15 protein-coding genes, 1 tRNA gene and 1 pseudogene are annotated in these 15,401 nt (G+C 69.5%); 7 read left to right on the top strand and 10 right to left on the bottom strand.

Going from position 1 to position 15,401, the window contains the following annotated elements:
• Positions 1–654: a rhomboid-like protein gene (locus AV521_RS10950; protein WP_179022999.1), complete on the bottom strand. Its 654-nt coding sequence runs from the start codon at positions 652–654 to the stop codon at positions 1–3.
• A 22-nt stretch (positions 655–676) separates the two neighbouring features.
• Here AV521_RS10950 and AV521_RS10945 point away from each other — a divergent pair, with 22 nt between their 5' ends.
• On the top strand, positions 677–1,564 hold the full coding sequence (locus AV521_RS10945) for an aminoglycoside phosphotransferase family protein (RefSeq protein WP_371917022.1): 888 nt from the start codon (positions 677–679) through the stop codon (positions 1,562–1,564).
• A gap of 16 nt (positions 1,565–1,580) precedes the next feature.
• On the opposite strand, the gene AV521_RS10940 is transcribed toward AV521_RS10945, so the two are convergent.
• From AV521_RS10940 to AV521_RS10930, 3 genes are all read right to left on the bottom strand, one after another.
• On the bottom strand, positions 1,581–2,036 hold the full coding sequence (locus tag AV521_RS10940; protein ID WP_076087033.1) for a hypothetical protein: 456 nt from the start codon (positions 2,034–2,036) through the stop codon (positions 1,581–1,583).
• Positions 2,037–2,404: 368 nt separating this feature from the next.
• A complete protein-coding gene (locus AV521_RS10935; RefSeq protein WP_256725502.1) occupies positions 2,405–4,297 on the bottom strand; it encodes a serine protease in 1,893 nt (630 codons plus the stop codon).
• A gap of 498 nt (positions 4,298–4,795) precedes the next feature.
• Entirely contained in the window at positions 4,796–5,272 is a 477-nt protein-coding gene (locus AV521_RS10930; RefSeq protein WP_076087031.1) for a DUF4232 domain-containing protein, read from the bottom strand.
• Positions 5,273–5,617: 345 nt separating this feature from the next.
• On the opposite strand from AV521_RS10930, the pseudogene AV521_RS46490 reads away from it, so the two are divergent.
• From AV521_RS46490 to AV521_RS48620, 3 genes and pseudogenes are all read left to right on the top strand, one after another.
• A pseudogene (locus AV521_RS46490) lies at positions 5,618–5,863 on the top strand (hypothetical protein); the annotation flags it as partial.
• Between the two features lie 230 nt (positions 5,864–6,093).
• Positions 6,094–6,690, top strand: coding sequence for a hypothetical protein (locus tag AV521_RS10920; protein ID WP_143658594.1), 597 nt, complete (start codon positions 6,094–6,096; stop codon positions 6,688–6,690).
• Between the two features lie 15 nt (positions 6,691–6,705).
• Positions 6,706–7,200 carry a hypothetical protein gene (locus AV521_RS48620; RefSeq protein ID WP_143658593.1) on the top strand — a complete coding sequence of 165 codons (495 nt, stop codon included), beginning with the start codon at positions 6,706–6,708 and terminating at the stop codon, positions 7,198–7,200.
• A 15-nt stretch (positions 7,201–7,215) separates the two neighbouring features.
• Here the strand turns inward: AV521_RS48620 and AV521_RS50680 are convergent, their stop codons facing one another.
• The 3 genes from AV521_RS50680 to AV521_RS10905 form a co-directional block, all read right to left on the bottom strand.
• Positions 7,216–7,431 (bottom strand): hypothetical protein, encoded by a 216-nt coding sequence (locus tag AV521_RS50680; protein WP_256725501.1) that lies wholly within the window; start codon positions 7,429–7,431, stop codon positions 7,216–7,218.
• A 144-nt stretch (positions 7,432–7,575) separates the two neighbouring features.
• Positions 7,576–7,815, bottom strand: coding sequence for a hypothetical protein (locus AV521_RS10910; protein ID WP_256725500.1), 240 nt, complete (start codon positions 7,813–7,815; stop codon positions 7,576–7,578).
• A gap of 285 nt (positions 7,816–8,100) precedes the next feature.
• Positions 8,101–8,174: transfer RNA gene (locus AV521_RS10905), tRNA-Thr, on the bottom strand.
• Between the two features lie 205 nt (positions 8,175–8,379).
• Between AV521_RS10905 and msiK the strand changes: the two genes are divergently transcribed.
• The 3 genes from msiK to AV521_RS10890 all read left to right on the top strand — a co-directional run bounded on the left by msiK (position 8,380) and on the right by AV521_RS10890 (position 11,013).
• Positions 8,380–9,516 carry a diacetylchitobiose ABC transporter ATP-binding protein MsiK gene (gene msiK, locus AV521_RS10900; RefSeq protein WP_076087443.1) on the top strand — a complete coding sequence of 379 codons (1,137 nt, stop codon included), beginning with the start codon at positions 8,380–8,382 and terminating at the stop codon, positions 9,514–9,516.
• Between the two features lie 209 nt (positions 9,517–9,725).
• Positions 9,726–10,187: a hypothetical protein gene (locus AV521_RS10895; protein WP_076087025.1), complete on the top strand. Its 462-nt coding sequence runs from the start codon at positions 9,726–9,728 to the stop codon at positions 10,185–10,187.
• Positions 10,188–10,281: 94 nt separating this feature from the next.
• A complete protein-coding gene (locus AV521_RS10890; protein ID WP_076087023.1) occupies positions 10,282–11,013 on the top strand; it encodes a nucleotidyltransferase family protein in 732 nt (243 codons plus the stop codon).
• A gap of 91 nt (positions 11,014–11,104) precedes the next feature.
• Here AV521_RS10890 and AV521_RS10885 read toward each other — a convergent pair whose 3' ends face one another.
• The 3 genes from AV521_RS10885 to cysS all read right to left on the bottom strand — a co-directional run bounded on the left by AV521_RS10885 (position 11,105) and on the right by cysS (position 15,358).
• Positions 11,105–12,763 carry a DoxX family protein gene (locus AV521_RS10885; protein ID WP_179022997.1) on the bottom strand — a complete coding sequence of 553 codons (1,659 nt, stop codon included), beginning with the start codon at positions 12,761–12,763 and terminating at the stop codon, positions 11,105–11,107.
• A 163-nt stretch (positions 12,764–12,926) separates the two neighbouring features.
• Complete coding sequence (gene rlmB, locus AV521_RS10880) at positions 12,927–13,868, bottom strand: 23S rRNA (guanosine(2251)-2'-O)-methyltransferase RlmB (protein ID WP_076087019.1); 942 nt, start codon at positions 13,866–13,868, stop codon at positions 12,927–12,929.
• 92 nt (positions 13,869–13,960) lie between these two features.
• Positions 13,961–15,358 (bottom strand): cysteine--tRNA ligase, encoded by a 1,398-nt coding sequence (cysS, locus tag AV521_RS10875; RefSeq protein WP_076087441.1) that lies wholly within the window; start codon positions 15,356–15,358, stop codon positions 13,961–13,963.
• Positions 15,359–15,401 lie beyond the last annotated feature (43 nt).

Raw genomic sequence — 15,401 nt, 5'->3', positions numbered from 1 at the left:
TTAACCCCTGAGGGTGGCCAGTGTCTCCTTCGGATTCCATGCTTTTCCGCGGGTTCTGGTCAGTGGACAGCAGGCCAGCCCGATGAGTACGGAGAGGAAGTGGCCGAGTTCCGTGAAGGTCGGCCCTTGGGCCAAGGGCAGTCCGAAGAAGATCAGTACGACGAGGAGGTAGGCGTACCGCCAGGGCGGTGCGATCCGGTAGGTGAGGACGCCGATGACTCCGGCCAGTGCGTAACTGACGCCGATGTCCAGGGTGTTGACGGCGGAGCGGTGGGCCACGCCGCTCTGGATCGCGACCAGGAGTGCCCCCTCGCTGATCAGTGAGGCCAGCACGTGGGCCAGTGCGCACACCGCGAGCCAGCGGGGCGTGCCGAGCCAGCGTTCGGCCTGTGCGTGGAAGATGCTGTACAGCAGGACGTACGGGAGCCAGCGGCCGCTGTCGATCCACATCGCGCTGGCGACGAGGACGCGTACCGGGTTGTGTGACAGCTCGTGGATGTTGGTCGATCGCTGCCGCAGGAAGAGTTCTTCGAAATCCGGCGACATCTGGTGCAGCGCGACGGTGGTGACGAACAGGACTGCCAGCCAGACATACGTGCCGGGGGCACTGCGGACGTACGCCCACACTCCGCCGAGGCCCCGGTTGATTCGCATGAGCTGATTCACGCACGCCAGTATCGTCCGGTGCGTGATTGACATTCCCGGTGATCTCGCGGAAGCGCAGGAGACGTACAACGGTGCGGCGGGCCGGGCCTTCGTCGCCGGGCTGCCGGATCTGGCGGCGGATTTCCTGGAGCGCTGGCGGTTGCGGCTCGACGGTCCTTCCATGAACGGGGTCAGCGCGCTGGTCCTGCCGGTGGTCCGCGCCGATGGCTGCCGGGCCGTTCTCAAGCTGCAGCTGCTGGACGAGGAGACCGAGGGGGAGCCGGCCGCGCTGCGGGTGTGGGACGGCGACGGGGCCGTACGGCTGCTGGAGCACGACCCGGAGACGGGCGCCATGCTGCTGGAGCGGCTGGACGAGTCCCGGATGCTTTCCACGATGGCGGACACCCGCGCGGCCGTCCTGGTCGTCGCCCGGTTGCTGGCCCACCTCACCTCCTTCCCGGCGCCGCCCGGGATGCGACGGCTCGGGGACATCGCCGAGGCGATGCTGGAGCGGACTCCGTGGGCGCTGGAGCGCATCCCGGACCCGGCGGTCCGCCGGCTGCTCGCGGACTGTGCGGCCGCCGTGCGCGAGGCCGTCGCCGAGCCGGGCGACCGGCTGCTGCACTGGGATCTGCATTTCGAGAACGTCCTCGCCGCCGAGCGCGCCGACTGGCTGGCCATCGATCCCAAGCCGCTGGCCGGTGATCCGGGCTTCGAGCTGTGGCCCGCGCTGGCCAACCGTTTCGAGGCGGCCGAGGTGCGGTGGCGCTTCGACGCGCTGACGGACGTCCTCGGCCTGGACCGGGAGCGGGCCCGCGCCTGGACGCTGGGCCGGCTGCTGCAGAACGCGCTGTGGGACGTGGAGGACGGCGAGCCGGTGGAGGACTACCGACTGGAGATCGCCCGCCGACTCCGCTGAGCCCCTGATCAGCCGTTCAGCTCTCGCCGGCAACCGGAAGCCCCGGCCACCCCTCACCGCGCTCGTCGGGCACCGGAAGCGGCTGCCGGCACGGTGTGGACGCGTCGATCTCCGGTGCGGCCCGGACCAGCGAGGCAGCCGTGGCCGCCGCCTGCGAGCGGTCGGGCACGGAGACGGCGAGGAGGCGGAACGGGGCGGAGGGGCGCAGTTCGACGCATACGACGGGTCTGCCGGGCCGTAGCACGACGAAGTCCGCCCCGGCGAGGTGGCCGCGCGTGCCGACGCACCGGGTCCCGGGAATCCACACCCCGCGCCGCGGGTCACCGCGCAGCGCGCGCCACCAGGCGGGTTCGACGGTCACCCGGCACACCGCCGCGAGCGGCACCCGTACGTCACCACGCCGCGCGGCGATCCGTTCCCGCCACGTGAGACGGACGACCAGGTCGTCACCACGGACGTCCACCCGCGCCATCACCGGCCTCCCCGAATGTGGACACATGAGCACTTCTCATACTCCATGTACCCGTATGGAGCCCCTGGGCAAAGGTGCAGTTGGCGGCCAGGCTGGCCCACCCAGCGCGGCTGGCATGATCCCGACACCCGACGACGGAACATCACGGACAGCAATGCCCGTTTCTTCTCCAGGGCGACCGGCGCCGCTTGCGGGAGGCCAGCGAGTCGGCGGTGGGGACCCGAACGGCTCCCAGCGGCCGCTACCCTCCTGGGACAGTCGGCCGTCGATGCGAGGAACGCCAGGATGGACGACGAACCGCTGAAGGACTGGGGGACGGGCAGGCGGGTGGCCTGCCCGTTCCGCGTCCGTGTGCCGGGATCGGTCCCTTAGGCGTGGGGAACCAGGTTGTGCTCGGTGCCGAGGGTGGTCATCCCAGTGTCGGCGTACATCGTGGTCTCGCCGTCGGACCAGCGGACGACCAGGTCGTCGGTGCGGTGATTGGGGGTGAAGTTGCCCGTCGTCATGACCGTGTTGTGGGTCCAGAGTTCGTTGGGGTTCTGGATGCGCGCCTCGGTGCCGAGGGCGGAGGTCGTGGTGCCGACGTAGTTGTCGAGTTCGCCGTCCGACCACTGCACCATCAGGTCCCACTTCTGGTTGCCGGAGAACTCGCCGGCGGTCAGCAGTGTGGCGTGGGTCCAGGTGGAGTTGGGGTCCTGGAGCCTGTGCTCCTGTCCGAAGCCTCCGGCGCCCACGTTGGTGTAGAGGGTGAGTTCGCCGTCGGACCAGCGCACCATCAGGTCGGTGACGTAGGACGAGGAGTTGAAACGGCCCGCGGCGATCTGGGTGGCGTGCTGCCACGTCGTGTTGGGGCCGATCATCCGGGTGCCGGGAACGTTGAGGCCCTTGCTGCCTACATCGCCGAAGAGCGTGACCTCACCGTCGGACCAGCGCACCATGAGATCGAACTGGTTCGATCCGGTGAAGTCGCCCGCGGTGATCGTCTCGGCGTGGGTCCAGGTGGAGTTGGCGGCCCGCAACTGGCGTTCGGCGATGAAGTGGCCGTTGCCGTCGTTGGTGTAGAGGGTCACCTCGCCGTCGGTCCACACCACGATCAGCTCGCTGTGGCCGGTGCCGTCGAAGTCGCCGGCGGCCATCAGCTTGGCGTGCTGCCACGTCGTGCCGCTGCCCATGGAGTAGGGCAGGGACGGCTGGTGGTAGGGGCCGTGGTCGGTGTGCAGGCCCTGCTGGGCGTCGTCGTAGTGCTGGAAGAACCGGTCGCCGTGCAGGGGGCTGTAGGTGATCCGGTTGTACAGCGGGTTGTCGCTCCGCACATCGGGGCCGCCCCGCAAGAAGCCGCCCACATTGCCGATGATCTCGCCGGTGTCACCGGAGGGGTCGAACTTGGAGAACCACGGTCCGCCGGAGACCCCGCCCCACATGCCGCCGCAGTCGATCTGCATCTGGTTGTAGGCGGGCAGGGGGGTCGTCCAGACGTTGGCGCAGTGGAACGCGCGGTCCTGCGGGTTGTGGTCGACCATCGGGTAGCCGACGACGGTCACCTGGTTGACGAACCCCGGGGTGCGGGCGAGGGTGTTGGCGCCCACGACGTCCTGGACGTTGCGCCCACCGTTGCCCTTCAGGCTCGCGAAGGCGAAGTCCAGGTCGGAGTTGGCGCTCCGGTCCGAGGCGTACTGCGAGTCACGGAACCACTCCTTGACCGGCCAGATGCCGTACTTCTGGTCGCCCGCTGACTTGGTGTGGTCGTACTTGGGCACGAAGGCGGCCTTGTCACCGAGGCAGTGACCGGCGGTGAGGATGAGGTTGTGCCCTCCGCTGCTCACCACGCTGGCGGTGCAATTGTGGGCCTTCATGTCCTTGCTCTGGCTGAACAGCGTGCCCACGGACTTGATGCCGTCGAAGTGCTCACCGTCGATGGCGGCCAGGGACCGCTTCTTGTGCGGTGCCGTCCAGCCCTGCGGTTGCGCGGCACGGCCCGAGGGGTCGGTGGCCGAGGCGATGCGCTCGGGCGTCCAGAACCGGATGGCATCCTGGACCGTCCAACTTCCGTCTCCGTCTCCGTCTCCGTCTCCGTCTCCGTCGGCGGCGGACGTGGAGGGTCTCGGCGTGGGAGCGGTCTTGCCACTGGGTGCCGGCTTGGTGGTCGCGGCTCGGGAGGAGGTCGGCGTCGGGCCGGCGGCCCGGGCCGCCGCAGCGTTGCCCAGCAGCAGCGCGGCGCACAGTGCGACGGCAGCCCCAAGACGTATTCGTTGGGTATGCAAGTAGATCTACTCCAGATCAGGGCATGCCAGGGGCAGGGTGGGGCCTGCGGACATGCGTGAGGGTGACGGCCGCCGCGGAAGTCGGGGCCGGGTCTCCGTGCACACGGAGGTCTCCCTGACGCACGGGGGCTACCGTGTCCCGCGAAGGTTCGCGTGGCTTACGGGGTCTTCGCGCGTACCGGAGCTCTCCGTGCCAGCGGAGTCGGATCCGCCGCTACGGGATCAACGGCAGGGGGCAGCCCGTCGGGACGGGGTCGGCGGTCTTGGCGCGGGCATAACACCGAACTGCGCCGTTGTGTGTGGAGCGGCGGCCGGTGTGATCCGTGCCGGCCGCGGGCGTACCGCTGCCTTGTTCGGCCAGAATCTCCGCGCACCCCCCGATGCGTTCCCCCATGCCGCCGTGAGGCGGATTCCAGCGACCGTGGTCAGCGGTCGCGGCGAATCATGATCGCATGCCCTGTCGGCATGTGCACGCGGATATCGCAGCGCTCGGGCCGCTCACCCGGCCGGTCGCAGCCGGGGCGAGCCCATGTGGATGGTGTCGCACACCGTCGCACGTACCTGCCGCCCGCGTGCGTCGGACATCTGCACCAAGGTGCCGTAGTCCGTGCGTGCCGGGTGCGGTGGCTGCACCTCGATCTCCGGATCCTCGTCGACCGGTATGCCGCAGTACCCGTCACGGAGTGGGGCCGCAGGATAGAAGAGCGGGATCTCGACCGTGCCACCGTGGTCCAGCCGAAGTCGGACCGGGGCCGTCGCCTTCGGCTTCGCCTCCACAGACGGCCCCTTGCCCAGGTAGACCTGCATATACGGGTAGCCGTCGAAGGCGCAGGGCGTGGTGCCGGTGTTGGTCGCGCTGAGCAGGCCCGCCGGCTCCTTGGCCGAGGTGGCGGCGAGACGCGTCAGCTTCCATCGCAGCTGCTCGGTGCCGCATGCGGCACCCGCTCGGGCACCCGCTGAGGCCGAGGGTGACACACTCGTCCGTGCCGGACCGGGGGTCGGTGCCGTCGTCCGCGGCGACGGCCCGGTGCTCGGCTTCCCGGCGTCCTGATGTGCTGGACCGCACGCCACAGCAGCCACCATTACCGTCAGGCCGATAGCGGAGACTGCCGCTGTCCGCCGTGCCACGACGACTCCCCCTGGGGAAGCGCCCCCTGCGGAGGCCGGGTGCCACCGCTTCTGCCTCCCGGACAGGGAGATGCATTCGTCTCCGCGGGGGTTCCTCTCGTCACCCACTTCTGCACCACCATCAGCCGTCAGGCCGGGCTCGCAGGCGTCCTCCCGGTGCAGCAGGAAGATGGCGCTGGTCGTTCTGCGTGAAGCAAGAACCATCATCGCTACTCCACGAACCTGCAGGTCGTCATCGACGCCAACAGCCGCCTGGCCGTGGTGATCGGGAGCCCGCTGCCCCTGAGCCTTCGGCAGGAAGCGGAGAACACCGTCCACCACCGGGCCCGAGCCCGCGTGGAGCATGTCCTGTCCCGACTGAAGAACTGGTCTGCCCGGCGGACCGCCATGACAGAGCGAGAGTCGGCTCAAGGATCAAGCCTTAAATCCTCTCGTTTGAGCAAAGGGGGGCATAAGAAAGTGTTCTCACTCCCGTGCGGTCGATTCGCGCTGAAGGAGCATGAGATTCCGCCTACTTGCTTACAGGGGCTCTGGCGTACGCCTCAGCGCCTAACCAATCGTCAAGCTCAAGTCCCGCTCAGATTGTTCGAGTTTCCTTAACGATCACCCAGGCATTCCGTGATTGTTCTGTCCATGACGCTCCCGGAGGGGGCGAACGGGAGGGAACCATGAATGCCATAACTCGCGCATGCACAGCCGCTGCGCTGACCGCCTTTCTCGCGATGGGGACCGGGGGAGCGAGCACTGCTTTTGCGGAAGACGCCCCGCCGCAGGTCAATGCCGGCCAGGACGGGAACGCGATCCCTCAGGCGCCGGCCGACGCCGCCATCGATGTTCCGGCGCACCCGGACGGCTGCCCGCCCGACCCGGGCTTCCGCTTTTACAACGTCAAGAGCACGTTCGTCGGTGACCCTAAGAAGACCGTCTACGGAGACCCCGGCACCACGCTCTCTGTCTCGGTTGCCGAGGGCCACACCTGGACCGGCACCTTTACATATTCGGCCAAGTTGAGCGAGTCAGTCCTCGTCGCTGCCGCCGAGGAGTCCATCAGCGGCTCGATCTCCTACGCCAAGACCACCACCGTCACCCTCGGCGGGTCGTGGGTGGTTCCGAAGAATCAGAGGGAGGGATGGCTCGCCCTCGGCTCGAAGGGATACTCCTTCAACTGGGAACGGGGCTCCACGAACGGCGGGTGCAAGTGGATCGTCTCCAACCATGGGACCGCCAAGCTCCCGGCGCTCTCGCCCTACATCGCCCACTCGTGAGTTGAGGACGATCTGATGAAGCCTTCCCTGCTGGCCGTCGGCCTGTCGGCCCTGGTGCTTGTGTCCGCCTGTTCCGGTGGCACTCACCCCGGGGCGACCGCGACCCACGCGACGACGCCTCCGGCGGAAGCGACGACGGGGACCGGCGCGACACCCTCTCCAGTGCAGACCCCGACGAATCCGGACCGCCTTCCCAATCCGGTCCAGTCCCCGCTTCCTGTCGGGTCGAAGACGCTGTACACGGGATCGGGGCACGGTGCGCGCGCATTCACGCTTCCCGCGTCAGCGGGGAAAGCCTCATCCATCACGGTGATGTGGACATGTGCCGGACCCTCCAAGTTCAACATCACCGCCGCCGGACATACCCTTGCTGGATCTCAGTGCGGTGACGGGAGTGGCGTATTTGGTGCCAAGATCCCGCACGCCAATATCCACGAACTCGCGTGGAAGTTCTCAGCTGACAATTCGGTGATCTGGCGGATCGTCGTCACCCAACCACCCGGGAACTAACGGATTGGAGGCGGCTCACAGGCTGGTGATGGGCTGCCCGGTGAGCGCTTGGGCAATCCGCCAGAGCTGACCGCCGCGGGACGCCTTGACGAGCACAACGTCGCTGGGGCGGGGGATGAATTCGAGGTGGGCGGCAGCGGTGTCGTTGTCGCCCACCACCGCAATGTCCGGGACCCCTGCTGCGCCCGCCGCGAGGGCGAGCTGTTCGGCGAGGTCCCCGCCGACTGCCACGAAGAGATCGACGCCGCTCTCGGCTGCGAAGCGCCCAATCTCTCGGTTGGCTTCAACGGTTCGCGCCCAATTCCAGCATCTCTCCGAGTACGGCGATCCTGCGGCCCCCTGGTGCCTCGGTCGTTTCGCCGCCGGTCTCGGTCATCAAGATTCCCCGCTCGGGATCAGAGGTCTGAAGGTGCTCGCGCGGCCCGTGCGGAAAGGGGAGAGGCGGCTGCGGGGGACTCGGTCGTGTGTCTGGCCCCAAGCCGATGGGTCCCGGAAGTGGGTCGTCGGGTCGGGGCCGTCCTCGTAGCCGCGCAGGATGACGAGGTGGCCGCCGTCGCGGCCGTTGTCCGGGAGTTGCTCGGCCACGGACACGATGAGCACGGCGGACACGTACACGAGCCTGCTCCCCGAGACCGACCTCGCGATCGCCGGGGCCGCTGCCCGCCTCGCCCCCCCGCACGCCGGATGGAGCAGGCTCCCGAGGCTGAGGCGAACCTCGAACCGGACGAGGAATCCGGATCGGAAGCCGTGCCGGACGGTGCCCGGGAATCCGCAGCCCAGCCGGGCGATGGTGGCGCATCCGCTCACGCGCCGCTCACGCAAACGGCCCCGGACGCGGAGTCCGAGGCCGAATAGAGCGTCTCGCCTGGGATAAACCCCAGGTCAGAGCTGGTTTCCCAGAGCCCCCTGTCGGATTCGAACCGACGACCTTCGCTTTACAAGAGCGGCGCTCTGACCAGCTGAGCTAAGGAGGCCTGCGCATGGGCGCCCGTGCAGTGTACCCAGGTCTGAGCCCGCTCCTGTCGAAAATTTCCGCGAAGTTCACGGTCGTCCTGGTGCTGACAGAGCGAGTGAACGGCAGGTACCGTCATGAGCCAGTTCACCCGCGTGGACTACACCACCACCTTCCTACAACGGATCGTCCGGCACGTTCCTGCCGGTAGAAGGGGGCCCATCACCATGGCCACTGTCACGTTCGACAAGGCGACCCGGATCTACCCGGGTTCCACCAAGCCCGCCGTCGACTCGCTCGACATCGCGATCGAGGACGGCGAGTTCCTCGTCCTGGTCGGCCCGTCGGGTTGCGGAAAGTCCACCTCGCTGCGGATGCTCGCGGGGCTCGAGGACGTCAACGCCGGCGCCATCCGCATCGGTGACCGCGACGTCACGCACCTGCCGCCGAAGGACCGGGACATCGCCATGGTGTTCCAGAACTACGCCCTCTACCCGCACATGTCGGTCGCCGACAACATGGGCTTCGCGCTCAAGATCGCCGGCGTCAACAAGGCGGAGATCCGGCAGAAGGTCGAGGAGGCCGCGAAGATCCTCGACCTGACCGAGTACCTGGACCGCAAGCCCAAGGCCCTGTCCGGTGGTCAGCGCCAGCGTGTCGCGATGGGCCGCGCCATCGTGCGTGAGCCGCAGGTCTTCCTCATGGACGAGCCGCTGTCCAACCTGGACGCCAAGCTCCGGGTCAGCACCCGTACGCAGATCGCGTCGCTGCAGCGCCGTCTCGGCATCACCACGGTCTACGTCACCCACGACCAGGTCGAGGCCATGACGATGGGCGACCGGGTGGCGGTTCTCAAGGACGGTCTGCTGCAGCAGGTCGACTCGCCGCGGAACATGTACGACAAGCCCGCGAACCTCTTCGTCGCCGGCTTCATCGGCTCCCCCGCCATGAACCTGGTCGAGGTGCCGATCACCGACGGCGGTGTGAAGTTCGGCAACAGCGTCGTCCCGGTCAACCGCGAGGCCCTGAAGGCCGCCTCGGACAAGGGCGACCGCACGGTGACCGTGGGCGTCCGGCCCGAGCACTTCGACGTGGTCGAGTTGGGCGGGGGTGCCGCCGCCTCCCTGTCCAAGGACAGCGCGGACGCCCCGGCCGGTCTGGCCGTCTCCGTGAACGTGGTCGAGGAACTGGGTGCCGACGGTTACGTCTACGGCACCGCCGAGGTCGGCGACGAGGTCAAGGACCTGGTCGTCCGGGTCAACGGCCGTCAGGTGCCGGAGAAGGGCTCCACACTGCACGTGGTGCCGCGGCCGGGCGAGATCCACGTGTTCTCGACGTCCACGGGTGAGCGTCTCTCCGACTGAGCAGCGCGTTTGCTCCGAAGTTGACGAAAAGGGCCCCGCGGAGTGCCGCGGGGCCCCTTTCGTGTGTCAACCACGCCCGGATATACCCCGGCACAGCGATCATTCCGGGCGCGGCTGGTCAACCCTTTACCCAGAAAGAAGTGCCTTTTCATCCCCCGAAAGGGTGACCAAATGTCGCCAAATCATTACCCCGCGCTACCCTCACACGCGTGAAGCACTCCACCATCCCGCATACGCGACGCGGCCACCGGGGCGGCCCTGCCCACCGGATCGGCCGCACTCTCGCCCTCGTCCTGCCCGTCTTCCTGGTGCTCTCGGGGACCCTCGCGGTCACCCGGGTCAACTGGACGGGAAGCCCCTCCAGCTCGCTGCTGGCCGCCTCGGACATCTCCTCGGCGGGGGTCTCCGCCAAGAAGGCCTCGCGCGCCCCGCAGGACGTGCTCCGCGACCAGCTGATGGGCGAGCTCCAGGAGAAGAACCCGGGGGTCGTCCTCACCCACCTCCAGCAGGCGGTCAACGGACGCCCCTCGCTCGCCCGGCACTGCGCCGCGATCGCCCGGGCCCTGGGCCAGGCCGCAGAGCGCATGTACGGCCCCTCCCGCGCCCAGTCCTATGCCCGCCCGGTGTGCGACACGTCGTTCGCCTCCGGCGTGCTCGCCGCGCACAGCTGACGCTCCTCCCGGAGGCGGCTGTTCCTCGTAACGGCCCCTCAAGAAGCGTGCCGTTGTCGGCCGACCCGAGTGGGGCGCCACGTACAGTGCGGTCATGACCCATCCCAACGCCGCGTCGCGCCCCACTCAAGCCGTGGTCCTGGCCGGTGGCCAGGGCTCCCGGCTGCGTCCCTACACCGACGACCGGCCCAAGCCGATGGTCGAGATCCCCGGTACGGGCACTCCGATCATCGGCCACCAGCTGACCTGGCTCGCCGAGGAAGGCGTGACCGACGTGGTGGTCTCCTGCGGCCACCTCGCGGAGGTCCTGCAGAAGTGGCTGGACTCCGCCGACCTGCCCGTCTCGGTCACCACGGTCGTGGAGACCGAGCCCCTCGGCCGTGGCGGCGGCCTCAAGTACGCCGCCGCGCATCTGCCCCGCCCGGATCAGCCCTGGTACGCCACCAACGGCGACATCTGGACCCGTTTCTCGCTGCGGGACATGGCCGACTTCCACGCCGAGCGGGATGCCACGGCCACGTTGGCGCTGGCTCGTCCGCGTATCCCCTGGGGTGCGGTGACGACGGACGGGTTCGGGCACATCACCGACTTCATCGAGGCCCCGCCGTCGACGTTCGAGATCAACGCCGGTGTGTACGTCTTCTCGCCCGGGTTCGCCTCGCTGCTGCCGGAGCGGGGGGATCACGAGCGGACGACGTTTCCCGGGCTGGCCCGTGAGCGGAAGCTCTTCGGGTTCCCGATCCCGCAGGGGGCGTACTGGCGGGCCATCGACACGGCCAAGGATCTGACCGAGGCGGCCAAGGAACTGGCGGCGCTGGGACGGTAGTTGAAGCAGCCCAAGTAGTTCAGAGGGAGTAGTTCAAAGGAAAGGGCCCCGTACCTCCACTGGGTACGGGGCCCTCGCCTTCTCCTGTGGACTACCCGAGCAGGCCGCCCACCAGGCCCTCCTGGCCGGAGGACGACGAACCGCCGCCGCTCGTCGACGAACCGCCGCCGGTCGAGGAGCCGCCGCTGCTCGTCGGGCCGGCCGACGTGCTCGGGGCGCCTCCGGTCGGGGAGGACTGGCGGGGCGGGACCTGGCCCGTGGTGCCCTGGGTCTGGCTGGGCGTCGTGGTCGTACCGCCGGCGGAGCGGGTGGCGCCGGGGGTCGCCGCCGCGCCGGACGGGCTGGCGCCCGCGGTGGCGCCACCCGTGGGCGAGCCGGACGAGGACGGGCTGTGGCTGTGCCGCCTGCTGGGCCCCTGCGGGAGGGGGGAGCCGGGCTGGTCGTTGCGGGGGGCCTCGCCGGGGCCGGGGACGACCACACGGCTGGAGTCGCGCACGGCGCCGCCGAGCAGGGAGCCGACGAGCAGGGTGAGGCCGACCGTGACGACCGTGATGAGGGCGCCACGGCGCAGGACGTAGCTGCGCAGTTCCCAGATGTCGGCGCGGGGGCCGAGGCGGCGCCAGGCGCTGGCGGAGAGGCGGCCGTCCACGGAGTAGACGGGCGCGCCGGCGATGATCAGCGGGGACCAGGCGGCGAGGTAGATGATGTCGGGGGCGTCGTAGGCGGGGACCGTCTTCCAGCTGACGGTGACGATCAGAGCGGCGGAGAGCAGGGCACCGACGACCGCGGCCACGCGCTGCCAGCAGCCGAGGATCGTGAGGACCCCGACGACCACCTGGAGGAAGGCGATGACCAGGCCGGAGCCGACCGGGTGGTGCAGGGCGAGCTGACGCAGCGGTTCGGCCACGTCCCACGGGTGCAGGGTGTTGAGCCACTTGACCATCGAGCCGCGCTTGCCGCCGTCGAAGTAGACGGGGTCGCACAGCTTGCCCATGCCGGCGTAGATGGTGATGAAGCCGAGGAAGATGCGCAGGGGGAGGAGGACGACGCCGAGGTTCATCCGGCGGCCGGGGTAGTAGGCGTGCCGGGCCGGGTCGTCGCCGTGGCGGCGGGTGGGGCGCGGGGCGTCGGGGTCGGATTCGGCGTACTCGTCGTAGTCGTCGTAGTCCTCGTACGAGTCGTAGCCGACGTCCGGGTAGGGGGGGTCGTCGTAGGCGCCGGCTTCCGTGCGCATGGGGGGCAGCAGGCGGGTGCCGGAGTCGTCGGGGGCGGTGCGCTGGTGGCCCACGACCGGGGTCTCGACCGTCTGGTCCAGCGCGTCGTAGCCGTCGCCGTAGTCGGTCCCGACGCGCGGGATGACCTGGGTGGCGCCGGGCTCGGGCTCGTCGGCGTGGCGGACGCTGCTGCCCCGCACGGCCTGGAGGAGGCGGTGGGCGCCGGTGTCGTCGGGTGCGGACTTGCCGCTCCACACGACGGGGCGACGGCGGGCGGCGGCACCCGACCGGCCGACGGCGCCCACGACGGGCATCCGGGCGGGGTCGGCACTCAGATGCCGGGCGATCCGCGGGGATTGGGTGCGTTTCGCCGACGGGCCCAGCTGTACGCGGAAGCTGGGGTGGTTGACGATGACCTGCGCCGGATCGCTCGGCACCTTCACCATGCTCAGCGCGGGAGCGTCGTCGGGCCCGGACTGGAATCCCGACGAGCGGTCCCCCGTGGGTGTGCGGGGTGTTCTGGTGTCCACACTCATCTAACCGAGTGACGTGGAGTTAGGACACTGCTTTGACCGGGGCGGATGTGTCCGGACCCCGTCAAAGCGGTCTCGAACGCCACACGGGCGCCAGAATTACCCCGTAAGGGCGAAGTTCCGGACGGGTGTTCAATCCTCGTTCCATCCCGTCCGCGCGCCGATGTCAGCTGCGCCTGCGCGCCGCCTCGTAGAGCACGATGCCCGCCGCCACACCCGCGTTCAGCGATTCCGCGCCACCCGGCATCGGGATCCGGACGCGGACGTCGCAGGTTTCGCCGACCAGGCGCGACAGGCCCTTGCCCTCGCTGCCGACCACGATGACGACCGGGCCGTCGAGGGCTTCCAGGTCGCCGAGTTCGGTCTCGCCGTCGGCGGCGAGGCCGACGACCGTGATGCCGGCCTTCTTGTACGCCTCCAGGGCGCGGGTGAGGTTGGTGGCGCGGGCGACCGGGGTGCGGGCGGCCGTACCGGCGGAGGTCTTCCAGGCACCGGCGGTCATGCCGGCCGAGCGGCGCTCGGGCACGACCACGCCGTGGCCGCCGAAGGCGGAGACGGAGCGGACGACGGCGCCGAGGTTGCGCGGGTCGGTGACCCCGTCCAGCGCGACGATCAGCGGGTCGGCGCCCTCGTCGTAGGCCGCGTCGGCGAGGTCCTCGGGGTGCGCGTACTCGTACGGCGGGACCTGCAGGACCAGGCCCTGATGGTTGAGACCGTTCGTCATGCGGTCCAGCTCGGGGCGCGGGGCCTCCATCAGGTTGATGCCGCCGCGCTCGGCGGCGAGCTGCAGGGCCTCGCGGACGCGCTCGTCGTTGTCGATGAACTGCTGGACGTAGAGGGTGGAGGCGGGTACGCCCTCGCGAAGCGCCTCGACCACCGGGTTACGGCCCACGACCATCTCGGACGTCGACCTGCCGGCGCCCCGGCGCTGCTGCGGGCGGCCCTGGGCGCGGCGGGACTTGGCCGCGGCGGCACGCTGCTTGGCGTGGCCCTTGCGCATCTCGGCGGGCGGGGTCGGGCCCTTGCCCTCCAGGCCCCGGCGCCGCTGCCCGCCGCTGCCGACCTGCGCGCCCTTCTTGCCGGACATGCGGCGGTTGTTCGCGGCCATGAGTTACCTGTCTCCGTGAGCTTCGTACGTACGTCTTATGCAGTGTGCCGCCCGGGAGGCCGGGCGGCACAGTCGATCTTCATGACCGGGGGTCAGGACTTGAGGCTCCAGCGCGGACCCTGCGGGCTGTCCTCGATGGCCAGGCCGGACTGGGCGAGCTGGTCGCGGATGGCGTCGGCGGTCGCCCAGTCCTTGCGGGTGCGGGCGGACTCGCGCTGGTCGAGGACGAGGCGGACGAGGCTGTCGACCACGCCGTGCAGGTCGTCGCCCTGGTCGGACTCCCCCGCCCACTGCTCGTCCAGCGGGTCGAGGCCGAGGACACCGAGCATGGCCCGCACCTCGGCGAGCCGGGCCACGGCGGCCTCCTTGTCGTCGGCGGCCAGCGCGCTGTTGCCCTGCCGGACCGTGGTGTGCACGACGGCGAGGGCCTGCGGGACGCCCAGGTCGTCGTCCATCGCCTCGGCGAAGGCGGGCGGGACCTCGGCGGCCGGGTCGACCGTCTTCCCGGTCAGTTCGGTGACCCGCTGCACGAAGCCCTCGATCCGGGCGAACGCCGACTCGGCCTCGCGCAGCGACTCCTCGCTGTACTCGATCATCGAGCGGTAGTGCGGGGTGCCGAGGTAGTAGCGCAGGACGACGGGCCGCCACTGCTTGACCATCTCGGACACCAGGACGCTGTTGCCGAGCGACTTGGACATCTTGTCGCCGGCCATGGTCACCCAGGCGTTGTGCACCCAGTACCGGGCGAAGTCGTCGCCGTAGGCCTTGGCCTGGGCGATCTCGTTCTCGTGGTGCGGGAAGATCAGGTCCAGGCCGCCGCCGTGGATGTCGAAGGCGGAGCCCAGGTACTTGTGCGCCATCGCCGAGCACTCCAGGTGCCAGCCGGGGCGGCCGGGGCCCCATGGCGTCGGCCACGTCGGCTCGCCGGGCTTGGCGGCCTTCCACATGGCGAAGTCACGCGGGTCCCGCTTGCCGGTCTCGCCCTCGCCGGACGGCTGCAGCAGGTTGTCCAGCTCCTGCCGGGACAGCTCCAGATACTGCGGGAAGGACCGTACGTCGAAGTAGACGTTGCTGTCGGCCGCGTAGGCATGCCCGCGCTCGATGAGGCGCTGCATCATCTCGACCATCTCGGTGATGTGGCCGGTCGCGCGCGGCTCGTACGTCGGCGGCAGGCACCCGAGGGCGGTGTAGCCCTCGTTGAAGGCGCGCTCGTTCTCGTACCCGATCGACCACCAGGGCCGGCCCTGGTCATGGGCCTTGGTGATGATCTTGTCGTCGATGTCGGTGACGTTCCTGATGAACGTCACCTCATAGCCGCGGTAGGTGAACCAGCGGCGCATGATGTCGAAGTTGAGGCCCGAGCGGATGTGGCCGATGTGCGGTGCCGCCTGCACGGTCGCGCCACACAGGTAGATCGAGACACAACCCGGCTTGAGCGGGGTGAAGTCACGGATCTGCCGGGCGCTGGTGTCGTACAGGCGAATGGTCACCACTCCAGGGTAGTGGGCGCGGGGTGGTGCCTCGTGCCGCTTG

The sequence above is a fragment of the Streptomyces sp. IMTB 2501 genome, from assembly GCF_001953885.1.
Taxonomy (GTDB): domain Bacteria; phylum Actinomycetota; class Actinomycetes; order Streptomycetales; family Streptomycetaceae; genus Streptomyces.
This window is presented reverse-complemented; position numbering and strand designations above follow the sequence as displayed.

Coding starts and splice junctions, on each gene's coding strand:
- AV521_RS10950 (WP_179022999.1), bottom strand. CDS start 654: ATGCGAATCAACCGGGGCCTCGGCGGAGTGTGGGCGTACGTCCGCAGT.
- AV521_RS10940 (WP_076087033.1), bottom strand. CDS start 2,036: ATGGCGCGGGTGGACGTCCGTGGTGACGACCTGGTCGTCCGTCTCACG.
- AV521_RS10920 (WP_143658594.1), top strand. CDS start 6,094: ATGAATGCCATAACTCGCGCATGCACAGCCGCTGCGCTGACCGCCTTT.
- AV521_RS48620 (WP_143658593.1), top strand. CDS start 6,706: ATGAAGCCTTCCCTGCTGGCCGTCGGCCTGTCGGCCCTGGTGCTTGTG.
- msiK (WP_076087443.1), top strand. CDS start 8,380: ATGGCCACTGTCACGTTCGACAAGGCGACCCGGATCTACCCGGGTTCC.
- AV521_RS10890 (WP_076087023.1), top strand. CDS start 10,282: ATGACCCATCCCAACGCCGCGTCGCGCCCCACTCAAGCCGTGGTCCTG.
- AV521_RS10885 (WP_179022997.1), bottom strand. CDS start 12,763: ATGAGTGTGGACACCAGAACACCCCGCACACCCACGGGGGACCGCTCG.
- rlmB (WP_076087019.1), bottom strand. CDS start 13,868: ATGGCCGCGAACAACCGCCGCATGTCCGGCAAGAAGGGCGCGCAGGTC.